Below are 25,920 nucleotides of genomic sequence, written 5' to 3'. Positions count from 1 at the left end.
AGAGAACTTTCACGGAACACTTCTTCCTTTGAGCGTTCCGTGAAAGTCCGATATGAATGAATTTTATTCTTGTGGTTCCTGAACAGAATCATTGTTTACGCCACGCTGATAGACAGACGGGGCTACTCCGAATTGAGTCTTAAAACATTTGCTGAAATAGAAAGGATCACTGATACCTACTTTGTAGGAAACTTCCGCTACTGTCAGGTTATCTTCCGAGAGCAGCAATTCAGCCGCTTTCTTCATTCGCACGACACGCAGATATTCATTGGGGGAGTATCCGGTGACTCCGCGTAGTTTCCGATAGAATACCGTTCGTCCCAACTTCATGAGTTGCGCAAACTCGTCGATAGAAAATTCCGGCCGGGCAAGGTTCTGTTCAAGGATAGCAGCCAGGCGGTCTGCAAATTCCTTATCCCGGTCGGTGGTACACATGGCAGGACGCACGATACCCGGTTCACTGGAATATTTCTCACGCAATTTGTCGCGCTGTTCTATCAGGCGGAAGACACGTGCCAACAGGAGTTTTACGCTGAACGGCTTTGCGATGTAGGCGTCTGCTCCGGCTTCGATACCTTCCAGGTGTTTTTCCGGCGAGCTTAAAGCAGTCAGCAGGATAATAGGGATATGGCTTGTATCGAAATCCGATTTCAGCTTCTTGGTTACTTCAAAACCTGTCATTCCCGGCATCAAGACATCGCAGATTATTAAGTCAGCCTCATAAGTACGAGCTTTCTCAAAGCCGGATGTTCCGTCGGCTGCTACTTCCACTTCGAAATAAGCACCCACTTCTTCTCTTAGGAATTCACGAATATCGTTATCGTCTTCAATAATCAGGACTTTTCGCTTGTTCAAAGGAGCAGGCATCTTTTCAGGGTCGGGAAGTTCTTCCGAGAGTTGTAGTAGATGATGTGCCTGTCCATCCGCTTCTTTCAGCAATACATTGCCGGGGACTAAGAAGTCTTTTTCCGAATAGACAGTTTTGTCCGTCGGGATACATACGGTGAATACGGAGCCACCACCTTCGTTGTCCTTGTATTCAATTGTGCCTTTATGAACCTGCACCAATTCGTGGCTCAAATGCAGGCCTACCCCGATGCTGTCACCGGAGAAGTTGCTCTGCATGAATCGTTTGAACAGTTCATTCTGTTTCTCTTTAGGAATACCGACTCCGGTGTCCGAGACTTGAATCTGCAATATTTTCTTTGCTTCATCCACATTCACCGAGAGAATGATTGTTCCGTTCGAGGGAGTATATTTGAAGGCATTTGAAAGCAGGTTGTAAGTTACTTTATCCAGGTTTCCCTTGTCTATGAACATCTTATAGGATGGCACTGAAGGCAGGAAGCGGAAATTCATATTCTTCTGTTCCGCCACGTCGCCGAAGCTAAGGAATATTTCATAGAGGAACGAGATGGCATCCGTTTCCTCCAGGGAAAGTGCCAGTTTGTTGTTCTGCATCTTACGGAATTCGAGCAACTGGTTGATAAGCCTCAACATACGTTGGGTGCTTTTATCCATTGTTTTTAATGGATATATCAACTCACGCGGGATTTCCGTGACGCGCTGAATCTTCTCCAATGCTCCTTGAATTAACGTGAGCGGTGTACGGAATTCATGTGAGATATTGGTGAAGAATACCAATTTATATTCGGTCAATTGCTTTTCTACGTCGATGCGGTTGCGCAGGCTGTTGAAGTTACGGACGATGCGGAACGCAAAATACAGGGCAACAATCAAGAGCAAGACATAGCAGAACATTGCCCAGGTCGTTTTCCAAAATGGCGGGACAACTACTATCTCTAGCGTAGTCTCGCTATCGTTCCAGACACCTGACCCATTGCTGGATTTGACATGAAGCACGTAAGTACCCGGATTGAGATATTTGAAAGAAGCGAAGTTCAAAGGAGAAGGGGCGCTCCATCCCTGATCGTAGTTTTCAAGCCAGTACATATACTTCGTATGCCCGCTTTCCGAATAATCAAAGGTGGAGAAGTCTATCAGGAATGAGTTTTGATAATATTTCAGGGTGATTTCGTCCGAATAGGCAAGGGATTGTTTTAAGGGTGAATCTTCCATCTGCGGATTCATCTGTGTGCCGTTGACATACAGGTCGGTGAAAACAACCGGGGAGAAAGTTTCACTTTCCTGTATCTTTTCGGGGTCGATGACAATCAGGCCGTAGTTTGTACCAAAGAGCAGTTTCCCGTCTTCACGCATACAGGCGCTATTCTCGCTATACACATTTCCCAAGGTATAGGAAGAAAAGAAATAGTTCTCAAAGGAATGGCTGGTCGGATTAAACTTGGACAGGCCGTATTCCGTAGCTACCCAGATATTTCCTTTTTTATCTCCCAGGATGGATTGAATCACATCGTTCACCAGTCCTTCGGAAGTTCCGTAGTGTTCGTATTTCAAGGAGTTATAGTTATCTTGCGGTTCACAGAGATTCAGTCCCGAACCTGATGTACCAATCCACATTCGTCCCTTCGTATCCCGATAGATGCATTTGATTTCATTGCTACAGAATTTTCCGTTTGTATAGCTGAAGAGGTGGTAATTATTGGCATCGGCAATTAATGAGTCGGGATGAAAGACACAAATACCCTCGCTGGTACCTGCCCAAACCATTCCGTTCTCGTCTTCTTCTATTACACGTACCATACGCAGTCCGAATGTTTGCTGGAAGAAATGACGGAATTTATAGCTACCGTCGGAAGTAGGTTCCGCCAGTTCGAGTCCGCCGCCGAAGGTTCCAATCCACATACGGTCTTTGCGGTCGCGATAGATGGCAAAGACATTGTTATCGGACAATGATGTCGGGTCGGAAGGGGTGTTGCAATACCAGGTATCTCCTACTTTCAGTCCATTGCCACGAGTACCTGTCCACATTCGTCCCTGGCGGTCTTCAGCAATGGCATAAATATTGGAATGGAAGTATTGGTTCGTCATTTTCGACTGAAGGTTCGAGTCGAAGGTATAAAGTCCGCCTTTGCGCGTACCTACCCAAATATCACCGTTGCTTCTCTTCGTCAGCATACGGATGGTGTTCGAACGGTCGAACAAATCACGGGATTCCGGATAGATGCGGGAAGTTCCTTCATTCAATACGGAGATGCGTGACAATCCCGAATATTCCGAAGCTACCCAAATGCCGCCGGCACGGTCTTCCATGACATAGAGCAGGAAGTCGGAACTGATATGGCTTTGGTCGTTAATACTCGAGACAAAATGTTCCAACTTATCTTCGGCTGTATTATATGCGAAAAGACCGTTGCCGTAGGTTGAAATCCATATAATTCCACGGGAGTCATGAAAAATGTGATAACGTTCATAGTCGATATAACTTATCTTATCCTGGGGGATTAACTGGAAATCTTTGATTTCTCCGGTTTCAGCAAGAACATAGGTGAGACGTCCTGTATGGTTGTATATCCAATAGTTGCCGCGATTGTCACGAATCAGTTCGCCCTTCTTTATATTCAGACGAGGATCGGCAGACACTTCGTTGGTCGCAAAATCGTAAGTATATACTCCGGTGGTAGTCAGAATCATCCATTTATCTTTCAACAGGAAATTTCCGGTAGGCGATGTCTGTCCAGCGATGGTAGAAAGGGCAGCGAGTTTCTGCATCTTTTGGGTAGAGGACTGATAATGGTAGATGTCCCCATCGGCTGTAAGGAAGTACATATCATCTTTGTATGCCAGGGAAGAAGTGAAGTGAATCAAACGGTCTTCAATCCGGTACTGACTGTTGGTGACCGAGACCAGTCCGCATTGTGTGCCTATCCAAATGCGTCCGCTGGAGTCTTCGTTGACGAATTTCACTCTATTGTCCGGCAGGTTTCCACGTTCTGTTCTGAATACGGTAGAGGTCATTTCTCCTTCTTTTCCGTGTACCATTTTCCGGCAGCCATTTCCCGAATGGGACAACCAAACGTCACCATTCGCGGCAACGAATACGGTAGAATAATTCTGCCTTAATTCACCGCAGCCCGTATAGTCTACAAAGCGGGCACGTTGCAAATCGTAGCAGCTATATAATTCCGGCGTGGTGGAAATCCATAAGAAGCCGTCCTTATCTTCGGTAAGGTCATAGATGCGGTTATCCGCCAAAGAAACCTTGTCTCCGGTTTCGGGACGAAAGGTCAGGAAAGAGTTGCCGTCATAGCGGCTTAATCCGTTCAAGGTAGCCAGCCACAGGAAACCTTTGCTATCCTGATAGATGTACCGGATAGAGTTGTTGGGGAGGCCGTCACTTGTCCTCATTTGTGTGGAACGGAGTTCTATTGCACTATAAGCGTTCAGTACAAGGCTAACAAAAAAGAGGAAGACTAAAAAGCGTCTTTGCATCATATAGATTCCAGGATTAATAATGAATGATGGACAAAAATAGTCAAGATAGTTGGAATAAGAAAGAAACACTCCATTAAAATAGCAGGAGGAGAATGCCCGTATTACATACCAAACATTCCCCTACACGAACTATTCAACCTAATGACTAAAAAATCAATCCATGTGGAACACTTCCGGCAAAGGTATGGATACCGGAGAATTATCCGGGTTCACTTCCATAATGTCTGCCATATAATCCCACCATTTCTGTACAATCTCCGTGTTACCTAAATCCTGTGAGCCGGCATCTCCTTCTGTCTTTTGGAAGGCGAAAAGGATATTCGTCTCTTTATCCCAGTATATGGAATAATCAGACACGCCATTCTTTGAAAGCAACGCTTTCAGTTCAGGCCAAATGGCTGCATGTCTCTTTTCATACTCTGCTTCACATCCGGGTTTCAAATACATTTTAAATGCTTCTCGTTTCATGGTCTTATCTATTTTAAAGTTAATCGTTTGTTTGAAAGTCAATCGTTCGTTTGAATATTAATCGTTCGACTCTTCCGTTTCGACCGCAAAGATGGGAGCTGTCGTTTTTTGTTTCTTCTGATAGTACTGAACGGCACTGTCGTTCATCTGCGGATACTGGTTTTTCAGCAGGCGAATCATCTCCGCACCTGCCCAAAGTACCGGACCGTATCCGTGCGCTGCATATACATTGACAGGGCGATAATAGTAAAAAGCGGGGTCGAAGGCCATGCCTGTACCGACACAAGTGCCTTCTACCTGACCTTTCGCATTGATTTTTCCGGCCACGGCATGCCATCCCAAGTGGGCTACAGGGCCATAAGCGATAGGATCAATCCATCCTTTATTAATGGCGTGTGCCAGACAATATACGTAAATGGCGGAAGCGGAAGTTTCGAGATAAGAATCATTCCGGTCGAGCAGTTGGTGCCAAAGCCCTTCACCGCTTTGCAAGGCTGTCACTCCGCGTACGTGGGCACGGAAATAATCCATCACTTTGGAGCGTTGGGGATAATTTTCCGGTAATACGTCCAGCAGTTCGCAAGCCGTGAGCATAGCCCATCCATTGGCACGTGCCCAACAAAAGGCGGGATGGTCGGTACTGCTTTCCACCCATCCGTGACGATACAGCCCTTTTTCCGGGATAAACATACGGTCGGCAAATTGCAGGAATTGTCTGACTGATTCTGCGAGGTATTTCTCTTTTTGAGTTTTATCGTAGCGGCTCATTTGCGCTACTGCGGGGATTCCCATAAACATATCGTCCAGCCAAAGGGTGTTATGTTGCGGGCGGTTGCGGGCGAAAGTTCCGTCTGCCAAACGATATTCTTTGTTGATAATGAAATCAAAATAGTTCTGTATCAAGGCGTCCACAGGAAGGGACGGGTCTTGCAGGCGTAGTTTTACCATCGCTGCGCATACGGCTCCGGCGTCGTCCAGTGCATGAGGGGTAAGGATTTGTAGCAGTTGGGGGTCTGTAGTGCCTTTCTCTTTGTACACACGTTTGAAATGTGGGGCTACTTCCGCCAAGAAACGGAAGCGGTTTTGTACATAATCCGTATAGCGTTGGTCGCCTGTGGCTTCTGTTGCTGCTATCAAAGCGGAGTAAGTCACTCCCCATTCGTAGCTTGCCAGGCGAAAAGCGCCACGTTCCAGTTGGGCTTCCTCTCCCATCGTGGTGTAGTCAGTAATCTGTTTGCCTGTATTTTTATCTACTACACGGGCAGGAGTTTCCTTATCTATATAGGTAAATACACGGTCTATGTCTTTCCTCACCTGTTCGGGTGTCAAGTCACCATACGCACCCTGATAGGCAGGTTGCAATAAATGCAAAGGCGTGTTTGAGTCATTCACTACAGTTTTCTTTTTCTGTGCACTGACAGGCAAGGCTATCAGTAACGAAGCAATGGCTATGATACGAATATTCATATATTATTTTTTAGGTATTTTACATCCTCTGAATACAGTTCCACGCAGTTCGGGACCGAAATAGAATCCGGGTTGTGTGGGTTGGTTGTAGGCCACGTTTTGGGTAGCGATGCTGATACGATAAACCGGGTCTTCCAGGAAAGTATGAAAGCGATAATCAGTAGGGATTGTGGAGACGTATAGCCGCAGGGCTGTGTTGTCGGCTGTACGCAAGAGCACTTCTTCGCGCCAGTCGCCTACGATGTCACCTTGCAGGCAGGGAGTTGCTTTGGTTCCATTATTGGAGAGAGCTCCCTCAAAAATGGCTATGCGTTCGCAGATGCCTTTTTCCCAGTTATATTTGCTGACTATATTTTTATCCAGTAACTCACGTAGCAAATCTCCATCCCACCAAACGGCCATATTGCAGGACAGACCTCTTACCCGGTCTTTTTTTATCACTTCACCTTTTACATTCCGTATTCCCCCGGAAGCAAGTGACCACATTTCAACTCCCGGTTGTGTAGGGTCAATATCGGCTGCCATGCAACGGCCTACATCGGTTTTGTCTTTGATTTGGAAGAGAATTTCTCCGGTCGCCGCATCCCTGAATGTAGAGCCGTCACGCTTATTCTCATGACAGTCCCATACTTGCAAGCCTTTGCGGGAAGGGTCAAATTGAGTCATATGGATAGCATCACCGTGCCCCATTTTAGTAGAATACAGTCCTTTACCGTCATGGTCAATGGCACAGGAACCGTATATAATTTCATCGCAACCGTCGCCGTCTACATCACCCACACGAAGATTGTGATTGCCTTGTCCGGCATAATCTTCGCATCCCGGGTTGTTACTGTCGAATACCCAACGTTCTTTCAGTTCCTTTCCATTCCAGTCATAAGCTGCCAAAACCGTCCGGGTATAGTATCCACGGCACATTACAACGCTCGGATGTACTCCGTCAAGATAGGCCACACAAGCAAGAAAGCGGTCACAGCGATTGCCGTAGATGTCACCCCAATCTGCCACGTTGCCGCGTGCAGGCGTGTAGTCAACAGTTGTCATAGCTGCGCCCGTCAGTCCATTAAATACGGTCAGGAATTCGGAACCTTTCAGGATATAGCCGTCTTTGTTGCGATAATCGGCATTGGCATCCCCAATCACTTTGCCTGTTCCATCAACGGTTCCATCGGCGGTTTTCATTACGATTTCCGCTTTGTCGTCACCATCGAGGTCGTAAACCATAAATTGGGTGTAGTGCGCACCGGCACGTATATTCTTTCCCAAATTGATGCGCCACAGATGTTTTCCGTTCAGCTTGTAGCAATCTATATAGACTTCTCCCGTATATCCGAAATGGGAGTTATCATGCGCGTTCGAGGGTTCCCACTTCAATATGATTTCGTATTCTCCATCACCATCCACGTCACCGATGCTGGCATCATTGGGTGTATAGGAATAACTCTGTCCGGCCGGGGTAGTTCCGCCTTCGGGACGATTCAACGGGATATTCAGATAACCTGTCGGAGCATCGGCAGGTAATTGATAGCTGCTTTCGGTTCCTCCTTTGATAGCTTTGACGGTATAGAGCACAGATTCTGTACCTTTATATATGTCCTGAAAAAAAGTAGCATGTTTCACCGGATGCCGGTTCACTTTTTCACCGTTCCGGTAGATGTCGAAAGATTCGTCCATCGGGTCGGAAGATAAATAACGCCAGGAAATGGCAATAGTAGATGGATTCTCCCGGATAGCAATGACTCCGCGTCCCAAATGTTCGCGTTTCAATTTCGAAAAGTCATAGTTGGGCTGGGCTATCATAAAGACAGCCATCAGACACAGACTTAAAAAGACAGTTATGCACTTCATAGTTTTATCGTTAATCAAATTACATCACAAAAGTAGGTAGCATGCCTTATTTATAAAATAGAATATTGTACAGATATATGTAGAAATCATCATAAAACACGCTTTTGACGCATTTTCCACCCGGCTTGTGAACGAATTTGAAGACATTTGCACGGAAATCCATTGAAAAAAAGAAGCAGGCCGCTTACCTTTGCCATAGAAATTAGTATGAACACCGAATTAATAAAACAGAATTATTTCACCATGAAGAAATCACTATTCTCGTTCTTTACAGTATCGCTCTTCTGCCTGTTGTCCGCAAGCCCTGCCAATGCACAAGAGCTTCCTGCACAAAAAGAGACTTTGGAGACTATCGTAAAAGTAAACGACTACTTTATGAAAAAGTATGCCGACTACACCCTGCCGTCTTTCTATGGCAGAGTTCGTCCAAGTAATATATGGACACGAGGTGTATATTATGAAGGATTGATGTCTTTATATAGTATTTATCCGCGCGAAGATTATTATCGCTATGCCTATGACTGGGCGGATTTCCATAAATGGGGTATGCGCAACGGAAATACAACCCGCAATGCGGACGACCATTGTTGCGGTCAGGTTTATATTGATTTATATAATATATGTCCGTCAGACCCGAATATGCTGCGGAATATCAAGGCAAGTATTGACATGGTGGTGAATACGCCACAGGTGAACGACTGGTGGTGGATTGATGCCATTCAGATGGCAATGCCTATCTTCGCAAAGTTCGGGAAGATGACCGGAGAACAGAAGTATTATGATAAGATGTGGGATATGTATTCTTATACTCGTAACACACACGGAGAAGCAGGTATGTATAATCCCAAAGACTGTTTGTGGTGGCGCGACCAGGATTTCGATCCGCCTTATAAAGAGCCGAACGGAGAAGATTGTTACTGGAGCCGTGGAAATGGTTGGGTATATGCTGCGCTCGTACGGGTAATGGATGAGATTCCTGCTAATGAAAAGCATCGTCAGGATTATATCAATGACTTCCTCGCTATGAGTAAGGCACTCAAGAAATGCCAGCGCGAAGATGGTTTTTGGAATGTCAGTCTTCATGACCCTACAAACTTCGGGGGAAAAGAGACTTCGGGTACGGCACTCTTTGTATATGGCATGGTGTGGGGAATCCGTAATGGATTGCTCGACCGGAAAGAATATCTTCCTGTTGCTTTGAAGGCTTGGAATGCAATGGTGAAGGATGCTGTTCATCCGAATGGCTTCCTGGGATATGTGCAGGGCACAGGCAAAGAGCCGAAAGACGGTCAGCCGGTTACCTATAAAAGTGTTCCCGACTTTGAAGATTATGGAGTAGGTTGTTTCCTGCTTGCCGGAACGGAGATTTATAAGTTAAAATAAAGACACAGTTTTCTATTAGGTTAAGGTTAGTTAGCTCCCTCACTGACAGGTTAGACACAAGTCAGTGAGGGACTTCAAAGAAAACAAAAGATGAAAAACAAATTGTTTCAGTATGCGTGCGGACTGATAGTCGCTGCATGCAGTCTGCAAATGCAGGCACAAAATAACGTAGCTGCTCCCATGAAAGATGTTAATCAAGTGATTGACAATACGCTGGACAGCTTGAATAAAGCACGCACATCGAGACCGGAAGCCGGTTCGAGCCGGAAAGGGAATCATCCTGTTTTATTTCTAGTAGGTAACTCCACCATGCGTACCGGAACCCTGGGAAATGGGAACAACGGACAATGGGGATGGGGGTATTATGCAGGAGATTTTTTCGATTCCAACCGGATTACTGTAGAGAATCATGCGTTAGGCGGAACCAGTAGCCGTACTTTCTATAATCGTCTTTGGCCGGATGTAATCAAAGGGGTACGCCCCGGAGACTGGGTTATCATCGAGCTGGGACACAATGACAATGGCCCTTATGACAGCGGACGTGCCCGTGCTTCTATTCCCGGAATCGGAAAGGATACGCTGAACGTGACCATCAAAGAGACCGGAGTGAGAGAAACCGTATATACGTACGGGGAATATATGCGCCGTTTCGTCCGCGATGTAAAGGCGAAAGGTGCCCACCCTATTCTTTTCTCCCTGACTCCCCGCAATGCCTGGGAAGATAAAGACAGTACCATCATCACACGTGTTAATAAGACATTCGGGCTATGGGCAAAGCAGGTTGCGGAAGAGCAGGATGTTCCTTTTATTGATTTGAACGATATCAGTGCCCGCAAATTTGAGAAGTTCGGCAAGAATAAGGTGAAATACATGTTTTATAGAGATCGTATCCATACGAGTGCTTTCGGCGCTAAAGTCAATGCGGAATCTGCTGCTGACGGGATACGTAGTTATAAAGGACTGGAATTAGCTAATTATCTAAAGCCTGTCGAGAAAGATACGGTAACAGGTTCCAGCCGAAAGGAAGGACACCCGGTATTATTTACGGTCGGCGACAGCACGGTGAAAAATGAAGATAAAGATAAAAACGGTATGTGGGGCTGGGGAAGCGTTATTGCCGACGAGTTCAATCTGAATAAAATTTCCGTAGAGAATCGTGCCATGGCAGGACGTAGCGCACGTACTTTCCTGGACGAAGGCCGTTGGGATAAGGTGTATAATGCCTTGCAGCCGGGGGATTTCGTTCTGATTCAGTTCGGCCATAACGATGCGGGAGATATTAATACAGGAAAGGCACGTGCGGAATTACGTGGTTCCGGTGATGAGAGCAAAGTCTTTCTGATGGAAAAGACCGGGAAATATCAGGTGGTTTATACATTCGGTTGGTATCTTCGGAAGTTTATCATGGATGTTCAGGAAAAAGGAGCCATTCCTATCGTACTAAGTCATACTCCACGCAATAAATGGAAAGATGGAAAGATAGAACGCAATACGGAATCGTTCGGCAAGTGGACACGTGAAGCGGCAGAAGCTACCGGAGCTTATTTTATTGACTTAAATAAGATTAGTGCTGATAAACTGGAGAAGAAAGGTATCAAGAAAGCGGCTACTTACTATAATCACGACCATACACATACTTCCCTGAAAGGGGCGCATATGAATGCGAAAAGTATTGCGGAAGGGCTGAAGAGTACTGATTGCCCGTTGAAAGGATATCTGAAATAAATAGTATATCAAAAGCAAGAAGTAACCCGTCTATAAATATACATGTAAACTTTTAAAAAAGAGTGCACCTTCTTCCCACCGGAAAAAAGATGCACTACACAAACAAAACAAACAATAGACTACCTTCACAGGCAGTGAATCCATAAATCCATTCCTTTATATCAAGGAACGGCAGGGGAAATGGATTCCGGGGAAATGGGCGCTTCACAGCGACATTAAACACTTGTCTTTGTAAGAAATTGCATTTTAGTCAAACTTTAATTTATCTCTAAATAGCCCTGAAATTCTCCATTACCTCTCTAGTCATCATCCCATTCCGAAGGCGGCAGTGTTTTCCTACCATACCACTTCATCCAGGCATAAGCATTCCGCTTTCTCAAATAAAGCGAATCACCACAATGCTCCAACGCTTCCCAATCAAATGAAGAATGGTGTCCGAACCATCTCTCTAGCCAATAAAGCTGATGATAATTGGCAAATGCCAATAACATGAACCACCATGATAGCCACAGAGAAAGGACTAATGCAGGCAACAATGCCAATAAGAAACATTCGAGATATTGTCTCTCATGAATACGAAGTTCCATATCCTCCCATGCTTCCAAGTATTTGTAACGGGTAAAACAGCACCCGAAAAGCATGAAGTAATGCTTCTTCTTATTTAAGAAGGCTTTCGCCCATATACTATTATATAAAATCATGTCTAATAAATTAATAGAGACAGTCATTATTCTGCATGAGCTGGAGTAGCATCTTCGGGCTATTCCGCTACAGGGGCGACACTCAATGTAGTTATTTGTTTAGTCACAGCCTTGAGCAACGCCATATTCTCCTCAACGGTAAGTTGCAGAGCACTCTTGGTTGAGGCGACCGCCTTAGTGGCAGAGATAGCCTTAAATCCCACCGGAATAGCTTTTACGGCAGCTTCCGCCATCTCCGGAAGTTTGGTGAAAGTATTCTCCTGGGCTTTGATGCGATCCAGCAACGCTTCATATTCGGCTTTCTTTGTTTTGATAACCTCAGCGTCATTTCCGGCAATAGCCATGGCTTCACCTACATTCAGTTTCAGGGTGTCTATGCTGACGTACTGTTTACGAATATCCATCGCTTCCTGATACGCGCCTGCACATGCATCAATATAGGCATCTACCTTTGCAATCTTAGTGGGAGCCGGTTTCTTCCAATTCCCAAGTTTGGTGGGTTGCAAACTATCATCCTCGGTCGATTGAGCCGAAACTGTTCCAAGGAAAGAGATAGAAATTAAAAACAGGAATAATACATTTTTCATTGTCATAATTTTAGTTGTTTTAATAGATTAATATTTTATGTGATTCATGTTTGAAACCACTCTTACCGTAAGACTCATCGTCTTCATCTTTTTTTATTATTATATAACTTATTATCTCTTTTCTTGCTTAATTTCCAGCGCCTTACCCGGTTTGAATTTAACAATCTTTTTTGCAGGAATCTCCATTTTCTGACCGGCTGACGGATTATACCCTGCGCGTGCCGCACGTTCCTGTACCCGGAAAGTTCCAAATCCCATAAGTGCAACTGGTTCTTCATTATGCAAACTGTCTCTGACGGTATCGGTGATATGGTTTAAGACCCTTTCCACATCTGCCTGTGACATGCCGCTACGAATAGCGACCTCTTGAATCAATTCTTTCTTATTCATCTTTTTAGTTTTTAATATTATTTATGGCAAACCAGATTCATCTGTTTCACCCATTTTAATCACCAATCCTCCTCTTCCTTAAAAAGACCATATTTCTTCACCAATATAGACAGTTCAGGGTCAAGGTTCGCACGGAACTTCATTTGCGCGTTCATATCCACCGCACTGAGCAACAGCCGTATCGCTTGTTCTTCATTCCCCAGACGTGCCTGAAGAATGGCCTGCATATACTTGCTGTCAGCAGTCTGCGGCAAATTCCCGAATATCCGTAAAGCGGCTTTGTCATATCCCAGCGACATATAGGCAATAGCCGTATTCATATCCTCGTATGGACGCAGAATTTCCAGCGCCTGCGCATATTTGCGTTTCTCCAGACACTCCACTCCCCGTGCATACGTCGTATCCGGTTCAGTGGTATATACTGTATCCTGCTGCATTCCCCTGCGGGAGAGGGTGAAGCGGAAGTCCACCGCACGCACTGACGGATAAAGCTTGTCAAGCATATAGGCATATTCAGCCTTATACCGGCTTTTAATCAGCCATTCACGCCGGTCGGGTTCCGGCTCTTCATCTATTATCCGCAAGATAGCACCCCTGTTACCTATAAAGTGTTTGTCCTCCACAATCAGATGCCGCAACTTGTCCCAGCCTTCAGGAACAGTGCGTATCTTTATCAGTTGGGGCAAGTTCGGAATCTCGTCTTTCACTTCCCGCCGTCTGATGTTGCCCGCTTCGTCCATCTCCATAGCGGCACCGACAGCCAATGAATCATACAGTTGCTTGAAGTCCCGCACCAGAATGTTACGGATTGATTCCGCCCGTTTCTGAGCTATCTCTCCGTTGATACGCCAGTTACCCTCAGGAGACGAGGTGGCAAAGAGCGTCAGGCTGTCTATGATATACACCGGATCGGTCATCAGCGCCAGGCTAAGGTCATGCACCTGTTTTACTCCCTTCCGGTTCATGTCAATGTTTTCGTCCAGATGAAAACGGTTTTTGGGAAAAGAAAAGTTCACGCTTGTATTCGCTTCCGCGTCGCGGGTGACGATTTTACGCACAAAGCGGGGCGTCTTGTCTACGAATTTCGTCATCGAGCTCACCAGAAAAGTCAGCGTATCCGATTTGGGAAGCGGGTACTCGTTTCCGTTGCTGTTCAGCACATTGCCCACCACGTACACTTTCATGCGCGCCGAGTTTTCATCCGCGGGCACTTTCTGCGAATAGAGGAAGCATACCTGGTCGGCAGCATAAATCACTGTGTCGAGCTGCGCTTCCGGATTGAACGGGAAACGGACAATGTCGCGGTACTTTTCATCTTTGCTCGCTTTGCGCGCCTCATTACGGGCAATCTTCTGCGTTTTATAGAACATTTTTACCAGAGCGGTCGAATCGAGTGCGTTGATGCGCGCCAGCCGTTCTCCATAACCCGCTTGGCGGGCGGCATGCCGCAAGGCAGGCGGATGTATGTTATATAATTCTCGTTTCAGGCGATATTGCGGATAGGTTGACCGCAGGTTCCCATATCGGCGCATGTAACGGTCAATCGTAGTCGCGGAGTCAACCCGGCTGAGTTCAAAATCTCTTATTGTCTTGCGTCCGGGAACACGTCGCTGCACCGAGTCGGGCAGAGTACGGCTATAGGTAGATAAAGGCGACAACCCACGGAAAAATCCGGCAGGTCCCCTGTCCGACATTCCCTGCCCGTGCGGAGCATAATATTCGTTTATCTCTTCTTTTGAGAACTGCGACAGCAATACCTTCCGTGTCTGTACCGTATCAGTATCCGGTCGCGCCGCTCTCTCTTTTTGCGTCTCCGTTATCCACGAAGGAGGCAGGTTGTCAATCTCCGGACGACGAAAATGAAACATCGGGAGGAAATTCTTTACTTTCTCATAATGGCGGATATATTTCTCCGTAAGTTGCTCACGGTCCAGGTGCGTCGTGTCACGCCCTGCCAGAAAAGCACGCAGGAATTTCAAACTTTCCTTCTTTTCGGCGCGGGCGCCCTTAATACGGTAATACCGATAGAGGGCAGCATCCAACTGCTCCATCTTCTCATTGAAATAATCAAAACGGGGAGAGTAGATCCGTGCTCCCGGTTCTACTCCCGCTTCTGTTTCCCTCGCCAAGTTGAATCTGCGTTCCGCCTGCCACGCGGCGGCACTTAACGCCCGGTCATGGAAATAACTTTTACGGGCAATCAATGCTTCCGCCTGCGCTTTGGCATAATCCTCCCGCATTTGGGCATAATTCGCCCATTTGTCGTTGAAGAAACGAAAGCGTTCCAGCAGATATTTGCTTTGATATTCCAACGTGTCGTTCATTTGTGCCAAGGCACGGTCATACTGCCACCACTGGCGTGTTATCATCCGGTACGAGTTCCTCAGCATACGGTCTTTCAGCAGGCTGTCGCGTTCGGCCGACTGCCGGTTGAACATCTCGAAACGCAACAGCAGCGGGTCCGGACGCCGTTTTTTAGCGCCTTGTATCGCCCAACGTTTCTCCAGTCCCCGTTTATACCACTTCAGACGTTCCAGATAACGCTCGAAAGAGCGGTAGTCAACATAAGTCCGGTAGAAATTGACAGAGTCCGGGATAATTTTTTCCAGAAAACGGTCATAACGGCGGTAGTCACGCTCCTGCAACTCGCGGAACCGCTGTCCCGTGAAGCGCAGCTCTTTCAAAGAATCGGGCATATCCCCCCGCATCAGCACCGGACGGACATTTACCATCCAGTTATCCTGCTGCAAGGCGCGTGGCACCGTTACTACAAATTCTACGTTAATCAGTCCGTTGCGTTCTGCCGTGTTGCGGGTAGCACTGGCAGACACCACTACTTCATCCAGCGACATGGTGGTCAGATTTTCCTTGTTAATGCTATCCCATTCCACGGACATCCCCACAGGGATGCTGTCACCCTTGTCGCTCACAAACACAAAGTTCAGGAGTGGGGTTGCGGCGGCTGAATCAGGCTTTGCTGCCTCCACCGGTTTTGCCGGCCGGGCGGCAGGCAATGCCAGTGTCACCCTCGGCTGCTCCTTGTAGAGCCTGCCGAACGGTGCACATGCAGTGATAACCATAATAAGGAACAGAATATAGAAACTTTTAGTACTCTTCATACACCTATGGGCTGACTATAAGGATCAACCTCAGAATAAATAAACAAGATTAAATGCGACTTTGGGGGCCGGAACGTAATAGGTTCCTGATTTCACCTTGTCACCGCAATGCTCACAACGGTATTTCGTGTAGGGGGTTACCAGCAGCCCCAACCCTGCTTCAACTTCCATATTCCAACGTTTGCCCAGCAGCCACGAACGTCCGTAGGTCATTCCCGCGCCGTAGCCCCATCCCTGGTAACGGTATTTGCCCTCCCAGGCCACGTTGTAGCGTGCCCCCATGGCATACATGCTGATAAAGTTGCCGGCATAGGTCTGCCAGAACCAGTAGCGTGCACCGGGTTCGAGCATAAAATGCTTGATCTTCCGTGTGTCGCTGAAATTCCACGGATTATAAGAAAAGCCCAGGTTCAGTGTCCAATGTGTACTCAGCATCATGCTGCCCTCCGCATTGAAGGTGGCAGTGCCCAATTTTAGCGCATTGGTCTGTACTGAATAGAACTGTGCCTGCAGGTGGGTAGTCAGACTGCCTGCAAGCAGCAGGATAAAGGACAGTAAACAATATCGTACGATTCGTCTCATTGATATTTCAATATAAGGAGTTTATATTAATTGACAGTCAGTTGTTCACACCACGCGTCATATTCTTTCCGGTAGCAGTAAGCGACCGGCGGAGCACTCACCTGCATGCACGTGTCCGTAACCAGCGTATCATAGCAATCGGAAAGGTTTAGCAGGCAGGAGCCGGGCACACATACACAGGGTATAAATTTATCAGAATCCCCGGCGTTCACCTCAAGCCCCTCCAACTCCGGATACATGATACTCAGGTAATGAGCGGAATGGCCGAAGCACCACCACTTCTCTTCTATGAAAAACAGGTAGATATAATACAGGTTTTTACATTCCTTGTCGAACACTAATGCTGGAATTTCCATGTTCTATTTTATCATTAATCAATAATCACTTACACACCTCACAGGGCTTGCCGTCGTTTTATCCTGCCATGCACAGGCGGGCTTCCCTTTCTGGAAATCAAAATACCAGGCATTATCCGCACCCTTCTCTGTGGCAGTCCAATATTTCCTGGATGCATCATTTTCCATTGGCGCCGCCGGGTAAATAATTCCGATGGCTTCACGGAATATCCACATCAGTTGTAACTCGCGTTGAGTGGGAACACGCCATTTGCGGCCGGCTCCTTTATCGGTGGTGCCGTAGAAGGTGCATCCTACAGTATTAGCAGCAGTAGGATTAGCAGGATCATAACCGGTTTTCATTTCCAATTCCGCATTCAAATTTTTATTTGCACCATTCTTGCCTCCTCCGGCATCCGACCAGGGCTGCGGGTCATTCAAATCTGTGGGAGCTACGATAAAGCGAAACGGTATTCTATCATTGACGCTCAAATTTCCACTGTTTCCTTTGGAGACCTGATGCCGGATGGTAGCGCCGTTCCTCATCATCTTTACTCCGAGCCCCCATCGGGCGGCTCCCGCCAATCCATCCGAACCAATAACGGCATACGTTTTTCCACCGACAGTCTCTTTCTGGATATACTGCCCGAAAACTCCCGAAGGAAAGCCGAAGCAGAATAAAACGATCCATAGAATGGAATAAGTTTTGAAACTCATCATCTTTATTGCTTATTAGGTTGCATTTCGTTTACTTAATTGCCGTCGCCCGCATGACTGGCTTTGTCAGGGTCCTGGGAAGCTCTGACAGCATGCGTATTGCCGACAGCATCGGAGTACACTTTCCCTTCATTCGTCACCACAAAGGCTTTATCGGCATTCGGATCGACGGTAGACGACCAATAGCTGTCCGCCAACTGCTTTTGCATACTCGAAGAAGAAATCCAGGTTCCTATCAGTTCGCTGACAGAGGGGAAATACCACAGAATATCCTCTGCAGGCTTTCCCTGATCGTATCCATTCGTTCCCCGATAGCAAGTGTAAGCAGCCGCATAGTCTTCCCAAGAGGTGCCAGCCGCTTGCAATAGTTCGGTATTCTTATGTCCGTCTGTCAATGAAGTGGCTCCCAAATTGTTGAATGCTAACCCTGCATACCATTTTAGGTTCTTCTCTCCCGGCACTGTAGTACCGGATAAGCTTCCCACCGGATAGTATCCATCCAAAAAATAAGACTCTATCTTATTCGGGTATTTCCATTTAACGGCATTCGCGTCATTTACCGACAATAAGGCAACACCATTTGCATTGTAGGCCGTAAGTTCTCCCGAGAAATAGCCCGGTATCAACCGGACAACATTAGAATCATCCTGACTGTTTCCTTTCAAGGTAATGTTGTAAGTCAGGTCGTAATTGGCGGACACACTGTAATTGGTCGTGAAATTCATTCCCAAAAACAACTGATAGATAGAGAAATCTTTTACAATATTCAAATTATCAACGCCTGGAACGGTCTTATTCTCCAACCCAATAATCTGAAGGTAAGTGCCGCCCGACGGCGCGTTATCGCGACGGGTTTTCTGTGTAGAGGTCGACACCGCTTTCTGGAGATTGATCGGGATATATAAAGGGGCCGTTTCAATCACAGGATTTGCAGCGGTTACCGTTGTGAGTGATTTACTCCAAAAAAAGTGGCTGTTGTCTTCTTTCGCACTCTCTAAAGGGAAAATAGCTTTTCTTCCGATTATATTATAGTAGTTCTGCGTGGGAATGTTCATCAAGGTCACATTCCACGTATGTGCTACATCTATAAAATGCTGATAGGTTGTTTTTATATTGAATCTCACTCTTGCCACGGTACGCTTCAAAGATACATATACCTGTTTGTTGGCACTGATTTCAGCGGCGGTCTGGCCGCACATGACAATTCCTGTTCTCTCTCCTCCGCCATTTGGCAGAATCACCTTGTTTCTGGGAAAAGTGCCGTCATCGGTCACCAATGTCATACAGAGATTCTGTAAGTCCGCATAGGTGGAAGAACCTACTGTCATACTCCCAAACTCGCTCTCATTGACGTTGGCTAAAATCACAATCATGTTTTTTGTTCCCACCGGTGTAGGACTAATCTCCACCTCATCTGTCTTGATGGAACCATCCGGAGAAGTGAAAAATTTCTTTTCTACCAGTTTTCCATCCGGTTTTGTTCCGGCAAACTGGAAGCCCATGTACGAATAAACGGCATTATCTTCAGTGATAGCCACAGCCGGAGATGAGGCTACCCTTGTGGCGGCAGGTGTCGTCACGAGTTCTACATCCATATCCGGCGAGGACATCGAAAGGACGGGAGGTATCTCTTCCATACGTGTTTTCCCGCCAGGCGAAGTATTATAATCGTCTATGCCCAAGGTCAGCTTGACAATAACCAGCTCTGTGGATAAAGGCGTCCGGGAATCGGACAACAGGTTGTCCTCCGTACATCCTCCCAAGGTTAAGCAGGCGATACATATCGAAACTATTGTTTTTTTTATCATAATAATATCGTTATTTTGTATATTGCTATCAGTTCATTACTTAACTTATTGAGCATCACGGACACAGCGCACAGAAGCCCGCATTTTCTTATCATACGGAGATAACACCAACTTAGTATTTTTAATCATACTTTGGCTATCAAAAGATATGGCCCATGCTTCATTTTCATTTACTTCTGTGCCGGTCCAGTATGGTTTATTTCGATTCTCATCTACATCAAAGTTCAAATCGCGAAATACACTCCCATTACACGCTGTCAGTACCAATACCGCCCGTAACTCAGTGGCTCTCGGGAGTCTCCAGTCATGATAACCACCCCCATTATATCTTCTGCAAAGTTCTTTTGCAGCCAACTCTCCGTTTTCATCTTCCCACGGAACAGATACCTTGGAGATATCATTTTTGGTAATTTGAATTACCGGATAAGCTTTTTCATTCGTGTACACGTTTATATCATCCGTAATCTTTAGCTGGTCCGCGGAAGGAGCTGAGGCTGTTTTAACAGGCACATAAGCTCCGTTACCACCATAGGCTACAGTAGTAAGGTAGTTTTTGTACGGATGTACACTGGCAGATAAATAGCTAGATTTTGGAGGATATGACGGCCAATAATAGTCACGATTTGGAAGATTTATCCATTTAGAGTTGTTTCCGGGAGGCACTACTATATTATCTCCAAAACCACCACTAATCACCTCTGAACTCCAGTTCTGAATACCCAGGCTCAGAGCAGAGTTATTATAGACCAAGTCATACGTATTTTTATATCCTTGTCTGAAACCAAATGACTTACCATCGTCACTTTGGTTAAGATAGACCTTATCCAAAGTAAACAGTTCATTAATTCCATTGACTTTCAATACAAGGACTATTTCGCCGTCACCGACATTGGCATCCATGAACGAGGGAACCAGAAACTCGTAGGTGCGAACTTCCGTAGTGGACAATATGGCTGCAGGGTCTACTGTTACTCCTATCGGACCGGCGGTAGCTCCATCCTTTGCCAACCCTGTTTCCGGATCAATAGCTCCCCGGTTTTTAATCCAGCTGCCCCCAAGGTTATCCAAAGTGACACTGCTCAGCTTGAACTCCGGTCCTTTATTCACGTATTTCGTGATATTGAGAACGATCCACGTATAGGCATGTCGGAAGCATAAAGGAATAGTTGCCATCGGTTCGCCGGATGGAGCAAACGGATAGCTGGTATTGATATTGTAGAGTAGATCCGTCTGTTTAAGGTCGGTTTTAGCGGAAAAATCAAACGGGATGCCATTTGTGTAGACATCCTTGGTAGTACCGGATGGGACACGAGGGTAGTAGGCAACCACCTTCAATGCTTTACCTTCCGGACCCACGGGAGTGGCGATTGACTGATCGGCATTGTCAATGAAAGACCATTCCCACGGTTCGGTAGAGTAAGAGCGTTTCATAGTCGCTGTCATGTCTGATGATCCCTTGAAAATCTCATTCCCGTTCTCACTTTTAGTGATGGACATACCAAAAGGATAGGTATTTTCGGTAAAATCTGTTGTGGGTACAATCATCCTTGATTGAGTGTCCTCCGTCTTTTCTATGGAAACATTGAAGTTCAAAGGGACTTCCTTTACCGGAGTATCCGAATCCACCCCGTCGTAGGTATAGTTGTCACAGGCTCCTGCCAATAGTAAAGAGCAGGCTGCCAAAATAATTGCCCGGGGTAAGGTATGTTTCTTGTTTGTATCCATATTCATCTTTGTATATCGTTTCAATTACTTATTATCCAATTTCTGCCTTACGCAACGGATTTTCAATTTGTCTGTTTTCTGATGCCATGATGCATATCCGCTGACATCGGTAAAATCGAAAGCCCACGCCCAATCGGACTTTTTCCGTTGCTCGTCTGTAGCATTGGCTACCAGATACTCACTCCCGCACCAATAAGTCCCGGACAGTGGTATGAACCCTCGCAATGCTTTCAAACTTCCCTGATTCACATAGATAAACGCCAGTTCCGAGAGTCGCGGAAGTCTCCAGTCGCCGTATCCGTCTTTTTCCAGATTGCGGCATAAGTCAAAGGCTGTCAATGTAGTCCCCTCCTTCCACGGAATGGTTTCACTACCCGATTCATCCACCACATCATCGCCAGAAACCATCAGAGAAGGAAAGGTCCCTTCATAGTTTAAGGCATCTGACACTGTAGCATACAACTCCCCGTTTTGTTCTCCCATAATATCCGGAAAATAAAATTTGTTTCCTTCCTTATAAAAATTACCATAGTCGAATGGCATTTGACTATTAATCCAATAAAACCGCTTCTTAGGAATTCGTTGTGAGGAACCCGCAGCGTAAGTCCAGTCCACATTCTCTCCATTAAATCCCTGATAAGACAGGTAATATCCTTGGATGGAAGGTACGGAGGACGCTTGCCCCGTAGTCCATGGTTCAAGAGTAGCTTCGAAGCCTAAATTTTTCGGCTTGCTATTGTACGCAAGTTCGGCAGTGCCATATCCCGCGGCTTCCACTTTCTTGATAGTAAACTGGTAAACATGGTTGCGCAGGATGTTCATCTTGCCACCGGAATCATCGTTAGTGAAGTCCACGCGATAATAAGACAGGTCAGCAGAGCCATTATAATAGCCGCCTACGATAATTGCAAGACGGTTGGTGTGATCGCTATCGAATACACTCCCCCATAGCAAATCGGCTTCGGGCAGGTAAATTTGCCCCAAACAATAAGTCTTGTTCGTGATGTACGAATCGCCGTATGTCATTGTGGTTGTTCCTCCGGTAGCGGCAGAGGGACTGTCTATGGCTATCTGATTTGAGGTAACGCTACCAGTGGTAACAGAATTCCAATGGTAGTTTCCCACTGCCGGCATATAAGCATATCTCTTTCCCGCTTTCCAGACTTGTACCTCAGTCATAACGAAAGGTTGTTTGCCACTGCCTGTATTGGTCCATGAGACAGTACCATTCGGATTTGTATTCTTGGTGCCGATACCGAGGTCTACGCGTGCTACGGCACGAATCAGTTCCGTGTTGGTATATAGGGTATTTTTCTGCACCTGAACGGAGACGCCTCCATTGACCACCCCGAACATGGGGAACGGGTGGGTATCATCAAATACAAGGGGGGATGTACTTTCCTTGCTCAGGCAGGCTTGCTGCACCTCGTCGTAGGTCATACCATACATGCCATAAAGAAATCCGTAGTCGGGCAGGTTGGCGAGGATAACGAGCTTGTAGTTATCGTCCGCTCCCATGCTCTGCAACAAGGTGGCGGTAAATTTACCTCCGCTAGTCTCGGTTCCCTTTGCTACATAGCGCAAGGTTCCGTAAGATTCACCCGTGGCATTGAACTGAAGAATATAAATTGAGGTAATCCGTGCGTCGATATCCGTACTGCTTCCCGAAGCATCGTTAACGCCGGAAGTAGCCACGGAAAACTCTACAAGGACAGGGCTGTCGTTCTGTGGCACATCATAGCCGTCGTCATTCTGGCAAGCTCCCGCCACAATGATTATCCAAAGAAGTTTAACCAGTCCGTTCAGTCCTAATATATAATTATTTCTTATCTTCATATTATATTCTTTTTTTCCATTTCTGGAAATCAAAAAATCAATTGTATTCTTTCCAGACAACCGTTTCGCCCCAACCTGTAATTTCTATCTCTACGTCTACGGAACCTTCGAAGTTCAATAAAAGATTCGTGGTTTTGCCCACCACGGGAATAATGAGGTTTCCGCTGCCGTCGGCATGTACGCTCTTGAGCAAAGTTCCGTTGTGATAGATTTCGAAGGTAAGCCCGGCGGCGTTTACCGTAGGGAAGAGCCGGAACATGGAAACCTCAAAGTCTTTGTTTGCCGCAAGTTTTACCGGCGGAGAATAAGAAACGGGAGTTCCTCCGTACGTTCCGTTGAAATCCATCCGACTGCTTGTTTCGCAAACTACGAGCGAGTAGTCCCCGTCTTCCGTGCCGGTGAGCCGTTGCAATCCGCGCAGGGTTATATTCATCGACGCTGTCATGCGGGAAACAGTTATAACCTGTTTTTCGGCCTGAGTATGCGTTGTGTTATTTTCAAATTTGAGCTCTCCGTAGAACAAATCAGTGGGAGAGGTAAAGATGCCCTGTTCTGCCCTTGTGGGTTCAGCAGGCTTCAAGGAGATGAAGCCGTCAGAGCGTGCGCCGCCCTGTTCGGGAGGGCTGACGGACATCGTGCCGTCTTGCGTGTTGCACAAGGCTACACAGTGGAGTATGGGAATGTCCGGATGATTCAGAATAACAGGTTCCATATCGCTCATGGAGAATACATCGAGCAACCTGTCTTTGTCATCGAATACATAGAGGCTTATATCTTTCATGGTTTGGGGTGAAATATCTGTAGGCAGTTCCACCGTCAGAGGGGTTCCCTTATAGCAATCATCGGTGTTTTCGGCTATGCACCCCGATAACAACAGTAGCGTGAGCATGAAGTATAAAATCCCCGGGATGATCCGGAATCTGTAATCACCTGTCATAATGGGTTTTCTTTCTTGGTTTTATTTCTAAAGAGGTTTAAGCATCTGCCACGGACACTGCCGTGGCAGATGCTTGATAAGTATGCATGCCCCGCAAAGAAGGGAGCATCGGTCAGGATGTCAATCTAGGGATTATGTCCATTCTTTATTAATTTCCGGTATCATCGTCCAAGTTGCCGGAGTAACTGTAACCTCAATGGCACTGTTTACGGTCGGTTTTTCCGGGTCTGTAGTACCACCACCACCGGAACCACCATCGCCGGAAGGTTTAAAGTTACCGTTCAACTTGATATTCACAGTATAAACCTTACCCGGTTCAAGTTCCGCCTGGTCTCCGCCTCCGAAATAAGCGGTGAAATACAAGGTCTCATCTACTTTGTCAATATGCTCACCAGAATTAGCCTGTACTTTTCTCCATTTTACTTCAACCACAAGTGCCGTCGGGTGATTATCTAAGAGTGAAACACCTGTATTTGCGAATGTGTACCAGTGTCCTATATCTGAGATGCTGTTTGTTGTAGCCACAAACTTGTCAGTACCGGCTTCGATGGTATATTCATTATTCGGCTTGTACCCATTAGGCTCTGTACCCTTCCATGGATCAGTCCACGCTACACCACCAGTAAACAACTTATCGCCTTGTGCCATATAATCGGAACCGCCATTGGTAGCAGGCAGGAAATGCGTAGCTCTCTGTACATTCATAAGGTACACGCGTGTAATGGTAAAGTTTGCAGTAGTACTAGCATCAAATAAGTGTGCTTGAACATATTCATTATCGGTCACTGTTTTACCATTAAATGTAATAGTCTTAAGCTGCACTCTAGCTGCCAAATAGTTCAACTGTATGGTAACACTGGCTTTCATAACTTGATTATCTTCAGCGAAAGCAGAGAGAGTTCCCAACCCAGACATATAGACATTATTATCCCTCTGGCTTACCGCTCCGGTAGGATCGTCCGGACTTTGAAGCATGTCTGCCAGCACAGCCTTGAGTGCGTCCTTACTTGCGACAGTGGCAAACATTTTTCCCGCAATTGTCTGGTCTCCGGTATTGGTAACAACTGCCACTTCTTTAGCATCCGTCGTAGTTGACACCTCATTAGCACCTGTCGCCGGACTCCCAAAATACTTTTTCGTAATAACAGTTCCCGTGCTGTTGAAGACAAATACCGTAAGGTCGTTCACCTTACTATTCTTTGCCTGTAATTCATCATTACCTTCCAAACCTGCCACACGGCTACCCGGCTGATTGCCAGTTCCTGCCAATTTGATAACAACCTTCGCTTCCGAAGCATCGCTTTTTACACCCGGAGTTTCATCGTCGTTCTGTGAACAACTTGCCAATGCCATAACCGCGCACATTGACAAAAATAAACTTTTCACTTTCATTTAATGTTCTTTTTAATTAATAAAATGATTATATCGACTTACTTCTTTTTAATTCAACCGTTTACTCTTATGTTAATCTCTATTCCGTAATAGAGATTGCAACAAGCAAACAGTATATAAACACCTATATATAAGCATATTACAATAGTAAATACATAAATAATTGTTTCAGTATGATTATGTAATAAACAGAATCAGAATAATCGAAAATAAAAATATGATATTGAAGTTATTGAGAAAATGCATTCTGAAACAATTGTGAAACAAATAAAATCGCACAGATCAAACATTTTAAATAATTATATTCATAAAAACAAAACATATGGAAAGCGAGTTACTACACATTGAAGAGCACCTGTCATGCCGAAACTTTATGACAACTATCGAAACCGGATTTAAATTTATTGAATTTACTGAAGACACGGAATTTGGAGAAGACAATACAAATAAAAACTACCTGTTATTCTTCCTCAAAGGTGATTTTACCATGAACTACAATCAATTTCAAAACAAGTCATTTCAGGAAGGAGATATGATACTGATT

18 protein-coding genes and 1 pseudogene are annotated in these 25,920 nt (G+C 45.9%); 3 read left to right on the top strand and 16 right to left on the bottom strand.

The annotated features are described in order from the left end of the window. Positions 1-63: 63 nt before the first annotated feature. From HC965_RS18340 to HC965_RS18325, 4 genes are all read right to left on the bottom strand, one after another. Complete coding sequence (locus HC965_RS18340; RefSeq protein ID WP_191032807.1) at positions 64-4,356, bottom strand: hybrid sensor histidine kinase/response regulator transcription factor; 4,293 nt, start codon at positions 4,354-4,356, stop codon at positions 64-66. Positions 4,357-4,509: 153 nt separating this feature from the next. Beyond that, entirely contained in the window at positions 4,510-4,824 is a 315-nt protein-coding gene (gene rhaM / locus HC965_RS18335) for an L-rhamnose mutarotase (protein ID WP_022138180.1), read from the bottom strand. Between the two features lie 57 nt (positions 4,825-4,881). Further along, on the bottom strand, positions 4,882-6,291 hold the full coding sequence (locus HC965_RS18330) for a glycoside hydrolase family 105 protein (protein WP_191032806.1): 1,410 nt from the start codon (positions 6,289-6,291) through the stop codon (positions 4,882-4,884). 3 nt (positions 6,292-6,294) lie between these two features. Further along, complete coding sequence (locus HC965_RS18325; protein ID WP_191032805.1) at positions 6,295-8,139, bottom strand: rhamnogalacturonan lyase; 1,845 nt, start codon at positions 8,137-8,139, stop codon at positions 6,295-6,297. Positions 8,140-8,382: 243 nt separating this feature from the next. Between HC965_RS18325 and HC965_RS18320 the strand changes: the two genes are divergently transcribed. Together HC965_RS18320 and HC965_RS18315 are read left to right on the top strand one after the other, a co-directional pair. Further along, positions 8,383-9,522: a glycoside hydrolase family 88 protein gene (locus HC965_RS18320; protein ID WP_191033156.1), complete on the top strand. Its 1,140-nt coding sequence runs from the start codon at positions 8,383-8,385 to the stop codon at positions 9,520-9,522. A gap of 90 nt (positions 9,523-9,612) precedes the next feature. Next, positions 9,613-11,247, top strand: a complete 1,635-nt coding sequence (locus HC965_RS18315; protein WP_191032804.1) for a rhamnogalacturonan acetylesterase — start codon at positions 9,613-9,615, stop codon at positions 11,245-11,247. 299 nt (positions 11,248-11,546) lie between these two features. Here HC965_RS18315 and HC965_RS18310 read toward each other — a convergent pair whose 3' ends face one another. The 12 genes from HC965_RS18310 to HC965_RS18255 all read right to left on the bottom strand — a co-directional run bounded on the left by HC965_RS18310 (position 11,547) and on the right by HC965_RS18255 (position 25,376). Continuing rightward, positions 11,547-11,948: a hypothetical protein gene (locus tag HC965_RS18310; RefSeq protein WP_191032803.1), complete on the bottom strand. Its 402-nt coding sequence runs from the start codon at positions 11,946-11,948 to the stop codon at positions 11,547-11,549. Positions 11,949-12,007: 59 nt separating this feature from the next. Further along, a complete protein-coding gene (locus HC965_RS18305) occupies positions 12,008-12,535 on the bottom strand; it encodes a hypothetical protein (RefSeq protein WP_223854939.1) in 528 nt (175 codons plus the stop codon). A gap of 111 nt (positions 12,536-12,646) precedes the next feature. Next, the gene (locus HC965_RS18300) at positions 12,647-12,925 is read right to left on the bottom strand and encodes an HU family DNA-binding protein (protein WP_191032801.1); all 279 of its coding nucleotides are present in this window, start codon (positions 12,923-12,925) and stop codon (positions 12,647-12,649) included. 59 nt (positions 12,926-12,984) lie between these two features. After that, positions 12,985-16,044, bottom strand: a complete 3,060-nt coding sequence (locus HC965_RS18295) for a hypothetical protein (protein WP_191032800.1) — start codon at positions 16,042-16,044, stop codon at positions 12,985-12,987. A 30-nt stretch (positions 16,045-16,074) separates the two neighbouring features. Further along, complete coding sequence (locus HC965_RS18290) at positions 16,075-16,626, bottom strand: DUF3575 domain-containing protein (protein ID WP_191032799.1); 552 nt, start codon at positions 16,624-16,626, stop codon at positions 16,075-16,077. 26 nt (positions 16,627-16,652) lie between these two features. Further along, positions 16,653-16,982, bottom strand: coding sequence for a hypothetical protein (locus HC965_RS18285; RefSeq protein WP_191032798.1), 330 nt, complete (start codon positions 16,980-16,982; stop codon positions 16,653-16,655). An 18-nt stretch (positions 16,983-17,000) separates the two neighbouring features. Further along, positions 17,001-17,681, bottom strand: a complete 681-nt coding sequence (locus HC965_RS18280; protein WP_223854938.1) for a DUF1566 domain-containing protein — start codon at positions 17,679-17,681, stop codon at positions 17,001-17,003. Positions 17,682-17,713: 32 nt separating this feature from the next. Further along, positions 17,714-19,486, bottom strand: a complete 1,773-nt coding sequence (locus HC965_RS18275) for a DUF4906 domain-containing protein (RefSeq protein WP_191032797.1) — start codon at positions 19,484-19,486, stop codon at positions 17,714-17,716. Between the two features lie 45 nt (positions 19,487-19,531). After that, positions 19,532-21,211, bottom strand: a complete 1,680-nt coding sequence (locus HC965_RS18270) for a DUF1566 domain-containing protein (RefSeq protein WP_191032796.1) — start codon at positions 21,209-21,211, stop codon at positions 19,532-19,534. 24 nt (positions 21,212-21,235) lie between these two features. Beyond that, positions 21,236-23,047: a DUF1566 domain-containing protein gene (locus HC965_RS18265; RefSeq protein ID WP_191032795.1), complete on the bottom strand. Its 1,812-nt coding sequence runs from the start codon at positions 23,045-23,047 to the stop codon at positions 21,236-21,238. A gap of 37 nt (positions 23,048-23,084) precedes the next feature. Continuing rightward, positions 23,085-23,984 carry a FimB/Mfa2 family fimbrial subunit gene (locus HC965_RS18260; protein WP_191032794.1) on the bottom strand — a complete coding sequence of 300 codons (900 nt, stop codon included), beginning with the start codon at positions 23,982-23,984 and terminating at the stop codon, positions 23,085-23,087. 132 nt (positions 23,985-24,116) lie between these two features. After that, entirely contained in the window at positions 24,117-25,376 is a 1,260-nt protein-coding gene (locus tag HC965_RS18255) for a fimbrial protein (protein WP_191032793.1), read from the bottom strand. A 307-nt stretch (positions 25,377-25,683) separates the two neighbouring features. Here HC965_RS18255 and HC965_RS18250 point away from each other — a divergent pair. After that, positions 25,684-25,920, top strand: a pseudogene (locus tag HC965_RS18250) (AraC family transcriptional regulator); the annotation flags it as partial.

It is taken from the genome of Bacteroides sp. GM023 (assembly GCF_014750685.1).
Lineage (GTDB): Bacteria > Bacteroidota > Bacteroidia > Bacteroidales > Bacteroidaceae > Bacteroides.
This window is presented reverse-complemented; position numbering and strand designations above follow the sequence as displayed.